Here is an 18,779-nt window from a genome sequence, read left to right on the forward strand (position 1 = left end):
GTTTCTGGAATGCGTATCGAAGGGTAAATGTTAGAAGAAAGGAGGAGGAATTGGGGAGAAATAAGCCAATATCCGCAATTGAATAAGGGGGAGACGCGTAATATGATTTGATTAATGCGGAGATACAATCGGCCAATCTGGCCTGTTTTTTCGTATGTTAAACAACGCTAAAGTCGTAACTTGGATGGTGAACTTTGCTACGCGATCTCGTTTTAAATTTTACATTAATTTTAATTTTCGTCTTCCTTATCCATCACTATCTGAATCAATCGAGTAATCGGAATAAGCCATCATTTACCTCTCGCTTGATCATTGGGATAGCGATGAGCATGTTAGGTACTGCGTTATACTACTTCTCCATTATATTGGATGACGGCTCGATGTTAAACTTTAGATCCATCGTATATCTTCTTGCTGCCTATTATGGGGGAGGCGGAACAGCGTTTATTACCTTTGCGGGATTGTGGATGTTTAGAATTAATGCTGGTTTTTGGCCGTCCATTGAAAATTTTGATTATGCATTGTACGAACTTTTATTTGTTCTATTCGCATCCCTGAATTTTAAGTATATACACCAATTTAATCTCCGGTGGTTCTCCGGATCGCTCCTGTTCATTTCGGTTTACCAGTCCACGATGGTTTTGACATATCCGGCGACACCCTATAGTCATGGGATTACTTTACTGTCTCAAATTGTATGTATGCTGCTGGTTGTATTGTTCATTTATTTCCTGAACCAGAATCATCAATACAGACAGTTGGTGGTACAAAAAGAGCAGGAAATGCTGGAGATGCTACGCAGACAGCCAGGGTTTACATTTAAACTGCGCAAGCTGAACGGGAAGTTTGAATTTCTTTTGCTCGAAGGGGAAATGTTGTCTCATCTAGGTATGGATATGCGAAGTCTGGAGCAAAGCTTCCAGCTCGGGACTATTAATGCACTACCTCAGGAGAAAATTCAATTTTTGAAAACACAATTCAACCGCGCCTGGAGAGGCGAACACTTTTTTTTCGAGATTGAGCACAAAGGATACTATGCTCTGGTTAAGCTCGGGCCTTTTCTGGAAGGCAAGGTAGTGAAGTATGTTATCGGGTATGGACTTGATATTACAGAACATCGTGCTGTCAGGCGAAGGATTCAGGAAAGTGAGGAGCGCTATCGTTTGCTGGAGCGAGTGTCCTCTAATTGGGTTGCAGGATTGGACAATAGAGGCAACATCGTTTCCGTTAACCATAAATTTCTGGATGTCCTTCAGGCGGATCGGCAACAGGTCATTGGTCGTGCGCTTGCAGACTTGCTTGTGATGGAGAAATCAGATTGCTGGGCTACCGTTTTACGAGAAGTTATCTCGTCTAAAACCAATCATGAGGCGGAGTTGACCTTCCGGATCGGTGAAAGTGATGAATTGCATGTTCGCGTTCATCTTTATCCGATCAAGTCATCCGGTTCAAGTGAGCAAATTAAGGCTGTCTTTCAAGATATGACCGACCAGTATCGACGGGTGAAAGCGGATAAAGCCAGTCAGGCGAAGAGTGAGTTTTTGGCCTTGATGAGCCATGAGTTGCGGACGCCGCTGAACAGTATTACCAGCTTCAGTTCCTTGTTGCAACGAACACCTCTTACGCCTCAGCAACAGGACTATCTAGGCAAGATCACCGTATCCTCACAATCGTTACTTGCGTTGGTCAATGATATTCTAGATTTTTCGAGAATTGAAGCAGGAATGTTTAATGTGGAGAATGTTCCCTTTTCTCTGGAGGATGTATTTAAACGAGTGGCGGATCAGATCAGTACAGCTATCGGTAACAAGGATATTGAGATCATTTTTCATACCGATCCCGAGCTGCCTTTAACAGTCATTGGTGATCCGTTCCGTTTGGAACAGGTTCTTATTAATCTGCTTAATAACGCCATTAAATTTACGGACGAAGGGTATGTCATATTTCACGCAGAAGTGCTCACACTTGAGGATCAACATGTTGAAGTTCGATTCGAGGTAGAGGATACCGGGATTGGTATCTCTCCTGAACAGATGGAACGTTTATTTGTACCTTTCAGTCAGGCCGAACCATCGACCTATCGAAAGTATGGAGGCTCTGGCTTGGGCTTGGTCATCTGTTATCTCCTGATCACTTCATTAGGCGGCAGTCTGCAAGTGGAAAGTGTACTTGGTGAATATAGCATGTTTACATTTGAGCTAGTGTATGAACTGACAGAAGTAGAGGATCGTTCTTTCCTGCCAACCTATCCATTGTTATATGCAGTAAATGATGTGATGATTGTGGAAAGTGACAGAAGAGTTGCAGAAAATCTGGAACAGATGTTGCGCTCATTTGGTCTTAGACCTAAAATCTATTCTTCTTTTCATGAAGTGCTTGTCAATGATAACTATGATTACGAAAGGGATGAATCGTTTTCACTCCTGATCATGCTCGATATGGATATGAAACATGTACATGATGAACCGGACTGGGAGTATTTACTGAATAGGCTCCGGGGTACACGGATTCAGGTGTTTGGATATACGCGCGGTATTAGTGAGGATGCTCTTGTAGCTAAGCAGAATTTTATTAATCCGAAGGCAGTCTTGTTTAAGCCGATTACCCGTGTCGGGCTGTTTGAAACTTTGTTGACATTGCAGGATGGAGAAGTGCAGAATTTGAACCAAATTACAAATCAGGATGAGTCCTCAGAACGAATAAATCAAGGAGCCATTCTAGTGGCAGAGGATCATGAGATCAATCAGATCGCCATTCGGGCGCTGCTTCAGCAGATGGGCTTTGAAGTGAGAGTGGTGAAGGATGGAGAAGAGGTACTGAGCGAGCTGCATGTTCAGCCGTGGAAGCTGATTTTGATGGATTTGTTCATGCCGCGAATGGATGGATTAGAAGCTGTTAAACACATTCGTCAGATGAGGCAGTACGATCACTTACCCGTTATTGCACTTACGGCAAATAGCATGAAGAAAGATCATAAGGAATATATAGAGGCGGGTATGAATGCCGTTCTGACGAAACCGATTGATGAACAACAGCTCCAAGATGTATTGACGGCCTGGATTGATCTGAAGGGTTTGCATGACATCAGGGGGATTGATACGGATAAAGCCCTGAAACAGATGGATAACAAACCGCACATTTTGCAGTACGCGTTGAATAAGTTTGCTCTAGAATATAGCGGGTTTGAGCAAAAAATTCAGACTTATCTTGAGCAAAAGCAAATGAATGAAGTTGTACGGAGTACACATTCTCTCAAAGGTGTTGCAGCCCACCTGCATGCTGCGAAACTGCTGCAGGCCGTTCTGCATCTGGAATCCCTTCTGTCGGTTCCATCCTTTGAAGGGGAATTGACCTCCATTCTGGAACAAGTGCAGCAAGAAATTGATCATATTTCAGAGTCACTACCATGGTAAATATGACTAGCAGAGGTCATGCTAAGGTGTGAATTTATACCCGACCCCCCATATGGTTTGAATATATTGGGGGTTTTTCGGGTTATCTTCAATTTTTTTGCGAAGTTTCGTAATATGTACATCAATGGTCCGATCATTAATATACGCATCTATTCCGCGAATGGCCTCGATTAAAGCGTACCGACTGAACACTTTGCCAGGATTAAGCACAAACAGCTTCATGATCTCAAATTCGGAAAATGTGGTTTCGACTCTGCGATTGTTTAGCAAAATGGTTCTGCGTGCGAGATCGAGGCTTAACCCTGTTTCGGTTTCGGTCACTACAGAGTTTTCCAATAAAGCATAGCGGCGTAAAACGGCCTCGATGCGAGCCTTCAGTTCCTGCATGCTGAACGGTTTACAGACAAAATCATCTGCGCCGTCGGTTAAGGAGCGAATACGTTCAGACACCTCGGTTAACGAAGAAATGACAATCATCGGAAGGGAGGTATGTTCACGCATGATTGCGCATGGATTTTTACCACCTGAATCAGGTAACATCAGGTCTATTAAAATGATATTTGGTCTGGTTTCAAGCTGCAAAAGTGCACACCCGATGGTGTCCACACGATCTACTTCGTAGCCTTCACCTTGTAAATACAGGGATAAAGTGTCGCCCAGCATGTTGTCGTCCTCTATAATAAGCACTTTAGTCATGGTGTTCCTTTCTAAATCCACGTTATATAGGTATGTTAGGTAATGGATGTCGCTCTCCCTGGCAAGTAAGCAATTCAGGATTCATTACTTCGATCAAGCAGTTGCATGAGTTTACGCTCTGTTGCCGTTTCTGGTGCGGGTGTATAAATGCTGCATCGCAAATCAGAATTACCTTGAATTTGTAGTGAGGTCAGATCAAACAACATTTTTCCTGCTCTCGAATGTCTGAATTCAATCCATACGTCAGGAGCACTGCTTACGCTGCTTTGTTTCCATAATGCTTGAAAATCAGGGTGGCGATTCATCATATCATTCAAAAATAAATTATACCATTCATCGTCGACATAACGACCATAATAGCCACGAAAAATAGATAAAAATCCGCTGACGAAGTCCTCCCAGTTCACTGCAAGCCTGCGCAACTCTTTTCGATCAAATACCAGACTAATCATATTCCGCTGCTCTAAGGGGATCTGTTCAAAGTTCATAAAAACTTGTGCTGCAGCTTCATTCCAGCCGACGATGAAACAGCGCCGATCAGAGATAATGGTAGGACAATAGCGCAATTCCTGCAAGATTTTCTGCAATGACGGGTGAAGCTGAAGCGTGTCTGGTTCCGGCACGGGCAGATCCGAATAATGCTCCGTAGCTAGAGAAAACAAGTATTTACGTTCATCTGCAGTGAGTCTGAGAGCAGAAGAAATGCTGTCCAGTACAGCATGTGAAACCTGAATGCTTCGTCCTTGTTCCAGCCAGGTATACCAGGTCGTGCTGACGTTGGCCAATTGGGCGACTTCTTCTCTTCTTAAACCAGGTGTTCTTCGCCGGCCTCCTGCAGGCAAGCCAACGGATTCTGGAGAGAGTTTCGAACGCTGTGTTTTCAGAAAAGTGGATAACGCCTGTAGTCGAATAACATCACTCAATGGATCACCTTCAATCTGTTTATCATGGTAGTCATTATACTATGATAAATGACAACTTGTAATAGGATATACAGAAATGGCACTATGAATGCATAAGCATCAGGAAACCGAATGAAGAACGTTATAAGGAGGACTAAGCGGGATGAGTATGGAACGTGTTGTGATTACAGGAATGGGTGTGATCTCTCCACTCGGCAATGATGTAGATACATTCTGGGGCGCTTTGAAGGAAGGCAGATCGGGAATTTCTCCGATTGAACATCTGGACAGCGCATTGTATAAAACAAGAATGGGCGGATTGATTCATGATTTTGATGGTGAAGCCAGATTTGGACGCAAAGAAGCTAGGCGCATGGATCGGTTTGTACAATTTGCTGTTGCAGCAGCAGACCAGGCGTTATCGGATTCAGGTCTAGTGCTGGAATCGCTGGACCGGGAGCGAGTAGGTGTATATATTGGCTCAGGTATAGGTGGTATTCAGACTTTGATGGATCAGGGCAGTGTCTTGTCAGGACGAGGAGCATCGCGGGTCAGTCCAACGCTTGTCCCGATGATGATATCCAATATGGCGGCAGCCACAGTCAGTATGAGGTTTGGCTGCTGGGGGCCAACGCTCTCCCCGGTAACGGCCTGTTCAATTGGAAACACAGCCATTGGTGAAGCCTACCGGCTGATTCGCCACGGAGGAGCAGATGTTATTTTTGCGGGAGGTACAGAAGCGGCAGTCACAGAAATATCGCTTGCGAGTTTCGGCAATGCGACAGCGTTATCTACCAGAAATGAAGCTTGTACAGCGGCGAGCCGACCTTTTGATGCAGGCAGAGATGGATTTGTTATGGCCGAGGGGGCAGGGATTCTGGTCGTGGAAGCTCTGTCTCATGCACAGGCAAGGGGAGCAAATATTCTCGCTGAAGTTATCGGATACGGAGCTACCTCTGACGCATACCACATGGTAGCTACTCATCCTGAAGGCCGTGGAGCTTATCTTGCCATGAGGGCAGCGTTGCGGGATGCGAAGCTGGAGCCTCGAGATATCGGTGTGATCAACGCCCATGCGACCAGCACGGAGGCGGGGGATCTTTCTGAAACGAGGGCAATAAAACAGCTTTTCGGCGAGTTGGCCTATCATATCCCCGTAACAGCGAACAAGTCCATGACAGGGCATATGCTTGGTGCTGCAGGGGGAGCAGAAGCGATATCTCTCGTTCAAACGCTGCGCCAAGGCATCATACCGCCAACCATTAATCAGGAGCAGAAAGATGCCGAATGTGATCTGGATTATGTCCCAAATGTCGCGAGAGAAGCGGTCTTGCAGACGGGCATGTCCAATTCTTTCGGCTTCGGCGGACATAATGCGGTTATTATTCTTCAGAAGTATTCAGCATGAGCAAAATGGATTGAATAATTGATAGGAATAAAACAAACAGCGCCGCCAATATGGCTGCGCTGTTTTCATGTGTAGGCAAGGGATCAAGACGTCAGAGAAGTTGAATCCGCAATGCCTTTGCCACTTCTGCTCAGCCAGCTTACCCGCCAGCGGGATTGCATGAAGAGAACAAGGCACATGGAAGCGGCAGCGATGAGACTGAGAATAACAAATCCTGGCGTGTAAGATTGATAAGAGCTGTACAGTTGACCCAGAATGAGTGGCAACGCGTAACCTCCCAAACCTCCAGCAGCCCCTACGATGCCTGTCATCAGACCAATCTCGTTGCCAAAACGTTGTGGAACCAGCTGGAATACAGAACCATTCCCGGCCCCAAGGCACATCATGCCGAGGAACAACATGACGATGACTACCGGAAGCGGCGGTAGGAAGGATACACCCAGAAGCATGATGCAGGCGCCGGAGTACAAGAAGGTAAGCATCCGGGTTCCGCCAATTTTATCCGCCAGAAAACCACCAACAGGCCGGAAGAAGCTGCCTGCAATGACACAGAACGTCGTAATGTCAGCGGCATGAACGGCAGAAAGTCCATATTGGGTATTAAAGAAAATAGTCAGATAATTACACAGTCCAACGAAACCGCCAAAGGTGACACAATAGAAGGCACAGAAGACCCAGGCATCTTTTTGTTTAAGCAAAGTTCCGTACTGGGATAACTTCTTAGGCTCTGGACGATTCGGACTGTTTTTGGCGAAGATGGAAAAGAGGATAAAGACGATAACAATCGGGATGATCGCGAGTCCGAAAACAACTTCCCAGCTACCAAAATGAGTGGCCAGACGATTGGCAAACAAGGTAGCAAGAACCGTTCCGCTATTACCTGCTCCGGCGATCCCCATGGCAAGACCTTGATGTTCTTTAGGATACCACTGTCCTGCAAGCGGCAGCGCGGCTGCAAATGAGGCGCCCGCTACGCCGAGTAAAAGAGCTACGACATATAGTTGGCTGAGCGAATCCACCCATAACCAGCCCAGTAACAATGGAACGAGGGTGAATAACATACCGATCTGAGCGGTTACTTTGGGACCAATATAGTCGGACATGAAGCCAAGCACCAGCCGCAGGATGGAACCCCCGAGAATGGGCAGGGCGACCAGATTTGCTTTTTCCAACGGGGTCATCGGATAATCCATGGCAATAATAACAGCGAGCGGACCGAGCATACCCCAGATCATAAAACTGATGTCAAAATACATAAATGCTCCGAACAGTGTGGGCTTATGCCCGCTTTTCCAAAAACTTTTGCTCTCTACCATTCCTCATCGCTCCTCATCCAAGTAGGTTCTTTGTTATGTCTCTATGTTTTTGTTCGGGCAGAAAAAGGCCGCAAGCCGTCCTGAATTAGAACGATTTGCGGCCCCGTTGCCGACAGGCGGTACACGTCTTTGTGTTCCCGCTTCTGAGATGATCACATCGCTGTGATTTTGATTCAAATTATAAAAAGGGAAAAAGGTAATGTCAATAAAAATAACATTAAATTTTAAAATATTTATTTTATGACCCAATTTTCATTATTTCATGTCAATTTAGTTGACATATATTTTAAATTCAATTAATCTGAATTTAATAAGAATCTGCACAATGGCGTGTAGAGCTCGGAGGCAATGGTGCCCCTTTTCCCCATAAGGAAAAGGGGTTATTGCGTTTTAAATCAAAGAAGGGGTTGTTCTGTTTTAAATCGGAAAAGGGGTCTTTGCGTTTTAAATCAGAGAGAGGCAATTCGGTTTAGTTTGCAGATGTGAAAGGGATAGGGGGCGGCCCATGAGTAGAAAGAAACTGGTAGTTATCGGCAATGGTATGGCTGGAGTGAAATGTGTAGAAGAGATTATTAACCTGGAGCCGGATCGGTATGAGATTGTCATCTACGGAACGGAACCTCGCCCTAATTACAATCGAATTATGTTATCCAAAGTACTTCAAGGTGAGCATTCCATACAGGACATTATCATCAATGACTGGACCTGGTATGCGGAGCGTAATATCCGGCTGTGCACAGGTGAGACTGTTCATCGGATTGACACCCGTACGAAGTTCATTGAGACGGAAGCTGGCAAAAAGGAAACCTACGACATATTGATCCTCGCGACAGGGTCCTCTCCGTTTATTCCGCCAATTCCGGGCATTGATAAGGGGCGTGTAATGTCTTTTCGGTCCATTGATGACTGTACTCGCATGTCAGATTACTCCAAAGAATACCGCAAAGCGGCTGTCATCGGTGGTGGATTACTTGGGCTGGAGGCTGCAAGGGGACTGTTGCATCTAGGGATGGAAGCGGTGGTGGTCCATAATGCACCGTATATTATGAATCGACAACTGGATTACGAAGCTGCAGCGATGCTTCAACGTGAGCTTGAAGATCAGGGCATGTCCTTTCTTTTGAATAAAAATACGCAAAAAGTTACCGGACGTTCACAAGCGCAGGGTCTGCTTTTCACAGATGGATCCAAACTGGAGGCACAACTGGTCATTGTTGCTGTCGGGATTCGCCCGAATGTGGATCTGGCCAGGAGAAGCGGCATTGCTACACATCGTGCTGTTGTGGTTGACGATCATATGCGTACCAGCGTACCAGATATATATGCCGTGGGAGAATGTGCAGAGCATCGGGGGATCAGTTATGGTCTGGTAGCACCGCTGTATGAGCAGGGAAAGGTGCTGGCGCGCACATTGTGCGGACAGGAGGTGCCGGGCTATGCAGGTTCTGTTCCGTATTCACAGCTGAAAGTCTCGGGGGTAGATGTTTTCTCGGCAGGAGACATCAGTGACGAAGGGTTGCAGACGGCCATTCAGCATTTGGATGGTGTTCAGGGCACGTACAAAAAAGTGCTGATGCAAGCTGGCAAGGTTAGAGGTGCCATTTTGTTTGGTAACACGGTTGAGGGCACGGCCCTCCTTGGGCTGGTACAACGTGGAGCCGATGTGGCTGAGCTTGCCTCCAAGGAAGATACGCCAGATCCTGCAGTAACAGCAGCAGCTGCTCTTCCAAGCCAGGAAACGGTCTGCGCTTGCAACAATGTAACCAAAGCAGCGATCTTAAAAGCCATTCAGGAGCAAGGGCTGGAAACGGAAGAACAAGTGAAGCAACAAACCAAAGCTTCAGGTTCATGCGGTGGTTGTAAACCTATGGTGGGTGCTCTGCTGAAACTCGCTAAACGTGTGGAGGTTGATGGAGGTATCAGCACAAGTGCTGAATCAGGCGGTACGAAGGAAAAACCTGCCGAGCTCCCTGTATGTCACTGTACGGAGATGAGCCACGCAGAGCTGAAGCATCGGGTAAGCGTAATCCTGGAGACATATGCAAAAGCAGCTGACATTTCGAACGTTGGATCTGGAGTCCTTCCATTGGAAAACACACAGTTCAATTCACTGTTGAAGGAGCTGAACTGGCATTCGGAACACGGGTGCCCGGTATGCCTTCCTGCAATTCGCTATTATGTTTGTGTTTCAGGATTAATGAAGTCCTCCGCAGAAAATGATGTGAAAACAGTGCTGAAGACAGACCTTTACGGACTGGAAGCGGAAGATTTACAAGGGGAACTTGTGCAGGGACATGATCAGATGCACATCTATTCGGAGCGACATGTATCATTATTGGCTTCTAATATTACTGCAAGTGAGCTGGAAACGAGACTTCGTACCGATTGGGGCACCGCAACGATGCCTTCCGAAGTGAACATCGCTATTGCTTGGGGTTCTCGATCCCCGGTGAATGTACTGGTTTCCGATTTAGGCCTGCAGGCTTCTCCGGCTGGATGGGAAATTTACGTCGGAGGTCATGCTGGGCATCCGGTGAAGGAGGGTTCCTTGCTCGGGACAACGGAATCAGAGCAGCAAGCGTTCATTCTCGCATCGGCCTGTCTGCAATGGTATCGACAAACGGCTTGGTTTGATGAACCTTTATGGATGTGGACGGAACGTCTGGGAGTGATGTCGATTCGGGAAACGCTTTTGAATACACAATTCCAGCGAGAACTTACGTTTAATCGTACACAGGAGCGCGAAAAGGAGGCTGAGCGTGGAACGGAGACACTTTTTGAAAACCTCATTGTTCAGGTGAAAGCTTGAAGGCTTAGATGAATAACCCGGAAAGGCAGGAGAGCATGATGATGGACGCGGTAAATACAGACCAAGCGAAGTCGAGGTTATATGTAAAAGAGACCCAATGTCCTTATTGCAGTGTGCAATGCAAAATGTCCGTAGAAGAGCTTGCTGCTCCCGTTGCAGGTCAGAAAGTGGCGGAGTATATGGTTCAGGGCGTTCCTAATAAGGCTTCGCAGGGCCGCCTGTGCGTGAAGGGAATGAATGCTCATCAGCAAGTGTTCAGTTCCGAGCGTTTGATGTATCCGCTCATTCGCCGTCAGGGAGAATTGGAGCCATGCTCATGGGATGAAGCAATGCAGACGATTGCTGATCGGTTGCAACAGCTACAAACGACGTATGGTTCTGATACCGTAGGCGTATACGGCGGAGGATCGTTGACCAATGAAACCGCATATCTGCTTGGAAAATTTACCCGCGTAGCACTCGGCAGCAAGTACATCGACTATAACGGCCGCTTCTGCATGTCAGCAGCAGCTTCTGCCGGTAGCAAAGTTTTCGGAATGGATCGTGGATTAACGTTTCCGCTTTCGGACATCCCTAAAGCAGCATGTATCATACTGGTAGGAACGAATGTAGCTGAGTGTCAGCCAACGCTCTTGCCGTATTTTAATGAAGCGAAGGAAAATGGAACGTTTATTATTGTGATTGATCCTCGTAAGACAGCAACGGCAGCCATTGCTGATCTTCACCTCCAAGTGAAACCGGGTAAGGATGCACTGCTGGCCGATGCGATGCTGAAGGTAATTATGGATGCGGGCTTGGCTGATTCCAGCTTTGTTCAGAAACGTACGACCGGATATGAACAGCTTGTGCAGGAGATGGAAAGTCTCAATCTTGAGCAGACCGCAAAAGCATGTGGGGTCGAACTGGACTTGATCCGTCAGGCGGCAATGGCTTATGGCGAAGCACATACTGGCATGATTATGACGGCACGCGGGGTGGAACAACAGACGGATGGACACATGGCTGTCCGGCATTTTCTGAATATGGTGCTCGCAACCGGAAAGATCGGCAGAACAGGTTGCGGATATGGCGCAATTACCGGACAAGGAAATGGACAGGGGGGACGGGAGCACGGACAGAAAGCAGATCAGCTACCAGGATACCGTTCTATTGAAAATGAGGAAGACCGTGCATATATAGCATCTGTCTGGGGAGTAGACCCTACTCTTTTGCCAGGCAAAGGTGTATCAGCTTATGAGATGATGGAACGTATCTATGAGCAGGACATTCGCGCTTTGCTTGTGATGGGTTCTAATCCGATCGTTTCAAATCCGAATGTAAGCTTGGTAGAGGAAGGTTTACGAAAGCTTGATTTTCTCGTCGTAGCCGATATGTTTCTGTCTGAAACGGCCAGATTGGCCGATCTTGTACTGCCCGTAACCGCTTATATGGAAAATGAAGGCACACTCACCAATCTCGAAGGGCGCGTTCTCCTGCGGGAACAAGGAAGGTCTGCACCTGGAGAAACGTTAGACGATTGGGACATTTTGTGCCGCATTGCCGAGAAGCTGGGCAAAGGTTCGTTGTTTCAATATGCGAAGGCTGAGGATATCTTCAATGAATTACGAATTGCGAGTCGTGGCGGAGTAGCGGATTACTATGGAATCACCTATGAACGACTGAGAAATGAACAAGGAGTGTACTGGCCTTGTCCTTCTTTAGATGAGCAGGGCGAGGGAATGTTGTTTCATGAACGATTTGCTCATGTCGACGGAAAAGCTACGTTTACTCCGGGAGTCAGTCTAGGGTGGGATGATGTTTCGGAAGCTTTTCCCTTGATTCTAACGAATGGGCGTATTCTCGCTCATTATCTAACAGGTGTGCAAACACGCAGAAGCCCAGCACTTGCTGCTCGTGAGTTAGAGAACTTTGTGGAACTGCACCCGTCAACGGCAGCTCGCCATCGCATCCGTGACGGAGAGTGGGTGGAGGTCCAGTCGGCCTACGGAAGCTTCACTGTTCGTTCACGAATCAAGGCATCCATCCGCGAGGATACGCTGTTTGTGCCCATGCACTGGGGCGGAATGCAAAATGTGAACCGGGCAACGAGGCCTGATCTGGATCCCTTCTGCCGAATGCCTGGATTTAAGACAGCTGCCGTGAAAATTCAGCCGTTACGACTGGTCTAACTATTGAATCAATGCATTGTTCCAAGAATAAATAGCTGCCCATCTCATGAAGTTTGCGGGATGGAGCGGCTTTTTGCGTTATATGTGTAACCGCGTGCCGGGGCATGTCAAGGGGAAGTGGCGTAGCAGGGGGCGAAAAGGGGGAAAAGATGCACTTCAGTGGGTTTCAAGACAAGCCCTAGTTCGCTAGTTCGATGGAAACATGAATATTGGCCCATGAAAGAGGTGAGAAATTTCGTTATGATGTTCATTAGGGGTACATATGTACGTATTTGTTCTGTTTTGCAAGATGCCACTACAGGGTATTAACTGTTGATGGATAAGGAATCTATATATTTGTAATAAAATGGTTTTTTTGAGATGAGTTTTGATAGAAGTCATGAAAGGAGGAATGATGCATTGAATGTATGGATTACAGTGAAAAGTCTGGGCAAACGCAAACCGGCTCTTGCAAAACAAGCCGCTGAACTTCCGGAAACAACAAGCACACTTCGGTTGCTTATCGAGAACATGGTTGGACAACAGGTGCAAGCTTTTCGGGAGAGGAAGGACACAGCGGGGATGCTTGTCTATCTGATGCCTGAAGACATAGACGCGCAGGGTGCTAAGGGAAAAGTAGGTTTTGGCACAATACATGGCGAGGGCGTTCCTGATCTTGGGGAAGCGAAGGAAGCCGCGATACTTGCTTATGAAGACGGGCTGTACAAAGTATTTCTGAATGATGAGGAATTGGAAGATTTGGATCAACCACTGAACATAGAGGATGGAGCTCATGTGACCTTTATCCGTTTCACGATGCTAGCTGGACGTCTATGGTAGGTAGAGCAGAAGCAGTATGACAAGGAGGAGAACAGGATGAATCAGGAAGATCAGGTACAGGCGTATATTGAGGGATTACAGGAGAAAGCAGCTACGCTTACAGGGGCAAAGCTGGACGTAGCGAAATATGTGATAACGTTGGCAGAATCAACTTACTTACGTGGGGATGAAGAGGACTATTTTAATATAGAAAGACAACTTATCAACCTTGCGATCGAGAAGCAACAGCCATTATTCCAGCCGATCCTTGAGGTGCTTGAGCACTTGGCCTCTGACGGGTTTGTTGCCAGATTCCGCTATATTGCTGAAGGTGCGACGCTGTATCCATATAGTACAAGCTATGAGCGCAGACCTTTCCGGACCGCCGATCCAAGACAACATGTTGTTCATGTGATGCGCAAGTTGCTTGGTTTATTCCGGATGGAGGCAAGAGGGTTTAGTTTGAACGAGTATTTAACCATTCGTGAGCCAAACATGCTTCATCAGCATGAGTTCCGTGCAGTGTTGCCGGACTGTATTGCCTATGAACTGGATCATTCGAACCTTGAAGTCAAGCAGGCACTGCACGATATTATCTATGGGGATAATCAGGCTGCGTTACTGACAAACGAGATGATTAAAGGCATTTTTATGAGTGAGCAGGCCGAAGCCTATCACATGGTGGGTGAACTCTTGATTGCAGCCAGACTGCAGGAAGGACTTCGCCAGAGCATTGTGGAACGAATGGACGAAGGCACGTTAGAAGCGTATATTTACATATTAAAAATCATTCTGGACAACAATCTGATACGGTTCAGCTCTGTCGTCAGAGCATTGGGCGTGTGGACAGGGATCGGGATTGAAGCGGCCAACCAGCGTGTGGCAACACAATTACTTGAACAGGTCTACGAAGCGCTAATACATGAGGATATTCGTGAGGCGTGGAGACAGGAGAAAAATGCTAATAAACTATACATCAGCCTGTGGGCCACGGCGGTCATTGAAGAGAATGACTTGCAGCCTAAGGTTACTGAGATCATGGAACAGGGTGAGGTGTACCAGAAGATCGTAGCTCAGTACGTACTGGCTAACAGCCAGTACCTGGGGCTTCGTCTTGCTACGGCACGTAATCATCTGGATGTGCAACATCCGGAATTAATACACTGGGTTGTGAAAAATTATACGGCGGCGTATTCGCACAATTGGAGCTTTGAAGAGGGAGAACACCAACGCAGTGTCTATGTACCTCGCTGGGATGTGCTTGAAGATAAACAGGCACGCCGCCATGATTTTGATCAATTCAAACAGATGCTGGATTTTATTCCTAAGGGCGGTTCAGGCGGGCCTTCAGGGGTACTGGATTTTGTGCACTATCAGATCGATAGTGATGACGTCATCAAAAAAATGTTGTATTTGGCTGCTTATGATATGGATGCGGACTGGATTGCTGAGATCATTGCTCTCAAGAATCGATTAAGCCCCGAAATGCGCGGAGAGCTACTGTCGCATTTTGTGCAAGAGCCTGATAACGAGGTGCAGCGCCAGTTTGTGTTTGAAAGTTTGTCTGACAAAAGCATGAGTAACCGTGAGAGTGCATTGCAAAAAGTGAAAAAGTTGGTACTAACCGAAGATGAGCTACAGCAGATGGAAGTACTGTTAAAACTCAAAACGGGATCACTCCGGCAAAAGGTGATTCAAGCCCTGTTGTTGCAACCTGTTGAGAAGTTGAAAGACTCAGTTCAACGATTACTAAAAACGAAGAATGAGCTGCAACGTCTGGGTGCACTTGAACTGTTAACGGAGATTAAAACGGATACGGCACGTGCAGAGCAACTGGAACAGCTCAAGCCATTCGCAGAGGAACTAGAGAAGCCTACAGCCAAGGAACAGAAGCTACTCGACAAACTGTTTGATGAAGGAAGTCGTTATACGGCCTCCAATGGCTATGGTCTATTTGACCCGAATCAACGGCAAACGCTGCTCGATGAAGAACGTGACCTTTCTGGCAACAAACCGAAGGATATATTTAATATATCACTGGATAAGATCAGTGCCTTCATGAAAGGATTAAATGAACTGGTTCATGAGCACAGGGATCATGAATATGTGGTGGAGTACTATGCGGGTTACAAAGATACCCTGTTAGTCGGAACCAGCCTTCGTTCCAAGGTTCCTTATGGCGATCGGTCGAAAATGAAACAACTGGATCAGTTTCCGCTGGATGAAGTGTGGAAGCAATATTTCGAGCAAAACGGTCTGAGCAGTATTGAACTGTTACAGCTATATGTCGAACTGCAGTTAGGCAAGCTGAACGGCACATTGGATGAACATTACTCTTTTTATCGAGAGCAGTATGATTACGACAAATTAAGAAAGATGCCATTACTAGAGGGCTGGCGCAAAACATTTGCTGAACAGACCTATCCATTGAATGAGATGGTGAAGCTGCACGAGATGATGGGCACACTGCCATATAAAGATCAGGTTCATGCATTGATCTCGGCTGCATTTCTGGATCGTGATTCAGCTGAAATCTTCGAGATTGCAGAGAAGGCATGGGGTTCCATTATTTTAAGTATGCCTGCAGAGCATATGGAGAAGGAAATGGGAATGCTTCAGATTCTGACTGAACCGTGGAAATATATTGTCCGGAATGCCGTGTATGACGACGCGAGCTTTAAGCGATATTTCCAGACAGCCTATCAATTCTCTCATCTGGTAGAGCCTTACCATCCGTTGTCACTCCTGTCACTTGACGATTTCCTGCGAGCCTACCAATTAGAGCTGATTGATAATCAGGAGATTTACCGTCAACTGATGGTTGGACCGTTCCGTTATCTGTTCATCCGTGACATGACCTCGGCTCGCACAGAGCGGATCAAAGATGATCCAAAGCTGATTCAACTGCGCGATACGGTGGTCAATCGCATTCTGGAGATTGAACTGACCCGGGGGGAACTATCTACTGAAGTGAGTAATCTGGCTATGAAACTGGAACGCATTGAAGGCATGGAACATTGGGTGCATCTGGTTGCTGCCATGGATCAGGATACGTTTGTTCGTGGATATATTTATAGTTATGGTGAAGGGAATACAACGCGTAAAGAAATGTTCAGTTATCTGATTAAGCACTGTCATCCACGGGCTGGGGAAGATGAACAGTTGCTGGCGGAATTGCTGCAGAAGTATCCGGTTAAGGAGAAAAAGCTGCTGGAAGCCGCCATGTATGCACCGCAATGGATGGAACTTGTGGCGAAACATCTAGGCTGGAAAGGGCTTCGTAGTGCGGCTTGGTACTTCCATGCTCACATTAATGAACAATTCAGTGCGGAGAAGGAAACAATTGTTGCGCATTACTCCCCAATTACGCCGCAGGACTTTAATGATGGGGCCTTTGATATCGCCTGGTTTGAAGAGGCTTACGCTGAGGTTGGAGAAGAGCGATTCAACCTGTTGTACGATTGTGCGAAGTACATCTCTGGCGGAGCCAACCATCGCAGATCACAATTGTTCGCAGATGCAGCGCTTGGCAAACTCAGTCTGAAGGACATGTATGATTCGGTAGCAGACAAGCGGAATAAGGATCACTTACTGACCTATAGTCTGATTCCGCTGGCAGAGGAACGGGATCGGGATGTAAGAGAGCGTTACGACTTTATCCAGAAGTTTCAGTTGCAGAGCAAGCAGTTCGGGGCGCAGCGGCGCGCGAGTGAAGGATTAGCTTCACAGATTGCGCTTGGTAACCTTGCGCGGAACGCGGGTTATGCTGATGTAACACGTCTCATGTGGGATATGGAAGCGCGTAAGCTGGATGAGGTGAAATCGTATTTCGAACCACATGCACTGGATGACGATACGACGGCTCAACTCGTCATTGATGAGGAGGGGCAGGCTGATCTCGTCATTGTTAGTAAAGGCAAAGTGCTGAAGTCCGTTCCTGCTCGTCTCAAAAAGGACGGATATATTGCAGAGTTGAAGGAGCTAAAATCCGATCTGGTCGATCAGTATCGACGGGCTAGACAGGAACTGGAGCGCTCCATGGTCGCAGGCACAGCCTTCACACGTCAGGAGATTGCAAGTCTGATGCTTAATCCGGTCATTCATCCGCTACTCAGGACGTTGATCTTCAAGTCAGGTGAACAGCTTGGAAGATTTGATGTTGCATCCGGTGGTTTGCTAGCCCCGGTCGCAGAGGGAGTTGCCTATACCTTGAAGGAAGAAGATCAGTTGCTGATTGCACATCCGCTACATTTGTATGAGAGCGGCAAGTGGAGTGAATTCCAGCGCGATCTCTTTACTCGTCAGGAGCGTCAGCCGTTTAAACAGGTTTTCCGCGAACTTTACCTGCCGAATGAAGATGAACTTGCTCAAGGTACGGTCTCTCGTCGCTACGCAGGATATCAGATTCAGCCGAATAAAACGGTAAGTTTGTTGAAAAGTCGTCAATGGACGGTAAGTTATGAAGAGGGATTGCAAAAGGTGAGTTATGAGCATAACTTGATCGCTAATCTCTATGCGATGGCGGACTGGTTCTCTCCAGCAGATACAGAGGCACCTACGCTGGAGACCGTTCAATTCTATGATCGTCGCACGTATAAACCTGTAGAATTGAAGGATGTACCACAGGTGTTCTTCTCAGAGGTCATGCGTGATATTGATCTCGTGGTTAGCATCGCACATGTTGGCGGTGTGGATCCAGAGGCAAGTCTTACGACCATAGAGATGCGACATGTCATTGTGAATGAGTCTTTGCGTTTGCTCAAGCTGGATAATGTGCGTTTGGACGGCAATTATGCACGAATTGAAGGTGAACTGGGTGAATATGCCGTTCATTTGGGAAGCGGTAATGTCTTCAAGCAGGCCACTGGTGCAATGTATATCGTGCCTGTGCATAGCCAGCATCGCGGAAGAATCTTCCTGCCATTCCTGGATGAAGATCCAAGAACCGCCGAGATTTTGTCCAAAATCGTACTGCTGGCTGAGGACAAGAAAATCAAAGATCCGCAGATTCTCGCACAGCTTCAGCAATAAAAATATATGTGTAGCATTAATATACCGGAATGACAATAGACCGCCTCACTTGGGGCGGTCTATTGGTCATACCATTTTTTAATGAGAAAAGAAGCGGTGTAATCTATGGATTGGATTGGCTATATAATGCTGTTGTTTGCAGATGTTGAGGATGACAGAATATGTTAAGATATACGCAGGAATCAAGGTACATACGAATGGTACATGAGTAAGTACGGATGGGATTCTGCGCTACGTT

Annotated in this window: 9 protein-coding genes; 6 read left to right on the top strand and 3 right to left on the bottom strand. The window is 46.8% G+C overall.

The window, feature by feature from the left end; all coding sequences use genetic code 11:
• Positions 1–194 precede the first annotated feature (194 nt).
• Positions 195–3,413, top strand: a complete 3,219-nt coding sequence (locus MKY23_RS04525; RefSeq protein WP_339835681.1) for a response regulator — start codon at positions 195–197, stop codon at positions 3,411–3,413.
• Positions 3,414–3,434: 21 nt separating this feature from the next.
• On the opposite strand, the gene MKY23_RS04530 is transcribed toward MKY23_RS04525, so the two are convergent.
• Positions 3,435–4,109 carry a response regulator transcription factor gene (locus tag MKY23_RS04530; protein ID WP_339835684.1) on the bottom strand — a complete coding sequence of 225 codons (675 nt, stop codon included), beginning with the start codon at positions 4,107–4,109 and terminating at the stop codon, positions 3,435–3,437.
• 74 nt (positions 4,110–4,183) lie between these two features.
• Positions 4,184–5,032, bottom strand: a complete 849-nt coding sequence (locus MKY23_RS04535; RefSeq protein ID WP_145332942.1) for a helix-turn-helix transcriptional regulator — start codon at positions 5,030–5,032, stop codon at positions 4,184–4,186.
• 148 nt (positions 5,033–5,180) lie between these two features.
• On the opposite strand from MKY23_RS04535, the gene fabF reads away from it, so the two are divergent.
• Positions 5,181–6,419: a beta-ketoacyl-ACP synthase II gene (gene fabF / locus MKY23_RS04540; RefSeq protein ID WP_339839206.1), complete on the top strand. Its 1,239-nt coding sequence runs from the start codon at positions 5,181–5,183 to the stop codon at positions 6,417–6,419.
• 83 nt (positions 6,420–6,502) lie between these two features.
• Here fabF and MKY23_RS04545 read toward each other — a convergent pair whose 3' ends face one another.
• Positions 6,503–7,735, bottom strand: coding sequence for a nitrate/nitrite transporter (locus MKY23_RS04545; RefSeq protein WP_154891132.1), 1,233 nt, complete (start codon positions 7,733–7,735; stop codon positions 6,503–6,505).
• A 505-nt stretch (positions 7,736–8,240) separates the two neighbouring features.
• Between MKY23_RS04545 and MKY23_RS04550 the strand changes: the two genes are divergently transcribed.
• The 4 genes from MKY23_RS04550 to MKY23_RS04565 all read left to right on the top strand — a co-directional run bounded on the left by MKY23_RS04550 (position 8,241) and on the right by MKY23_RS04565 (position 18,541).
• A complete protein-coding gene (locus MKY23_RS04550; RefSeq protein ID WP_339835691.1) occupies positions 8,241–10,544 on the top strand; it encodes an FAD-dependent oxidoreductase in 2,304 nt (767 codons plus the stop codon).
• Between the two features lie 41 nt (positions 10,545–10,585).
• Complete coding sequence (locus MKY23_RS04555) at positions 10,586–12,712, top strand: molybdopterin oxidoreductase family protein (protein ID WP_339839209.1); 2,127 nt, start codon at positions 10,586–10,588, stop codon at positions 12,710–12,712.
• A gap of 399 nt (positions 12,713–13,111) precedes the next feature.
• Complete coding sequence (locus MKY23_RS04560) at positions 13,112–13,531, top strand: hypothetical protein (protein WP_339835694.1); 420 nt, start codon at positions 13,112–13,114, stop codon at positions 13,529–13,531.
• 36 nt (positions 13,532–13,567) lie between these two features.
• Positions 13,568–18,541 carry a DUF5724 domain-containing protein gene (locus MKY23_RS04565; protein WP_339835696.1) on the top strand — a complete coding sequence of 1,658 codons (4,974 nt, stop codon included), beginning with the start codon at positions 13,568–13,570 and terminating at the stop codon, positions 18,539–18,541.
• Positions 18,542–18,779 lie beyond the last annotated feature (238 nt).

Origin of the sequence: Paenibacillus sp. FSL R7-0272, from assembly GCF_037969905.1 — a bacterium.
Classification (GTDB): domain Bacteria; phylum Bacillota; class Bacilli; order Paenibacillales; family Paenibacillaceae; genus Paenibacillus; species Paenibacillus polysaccharolyticus.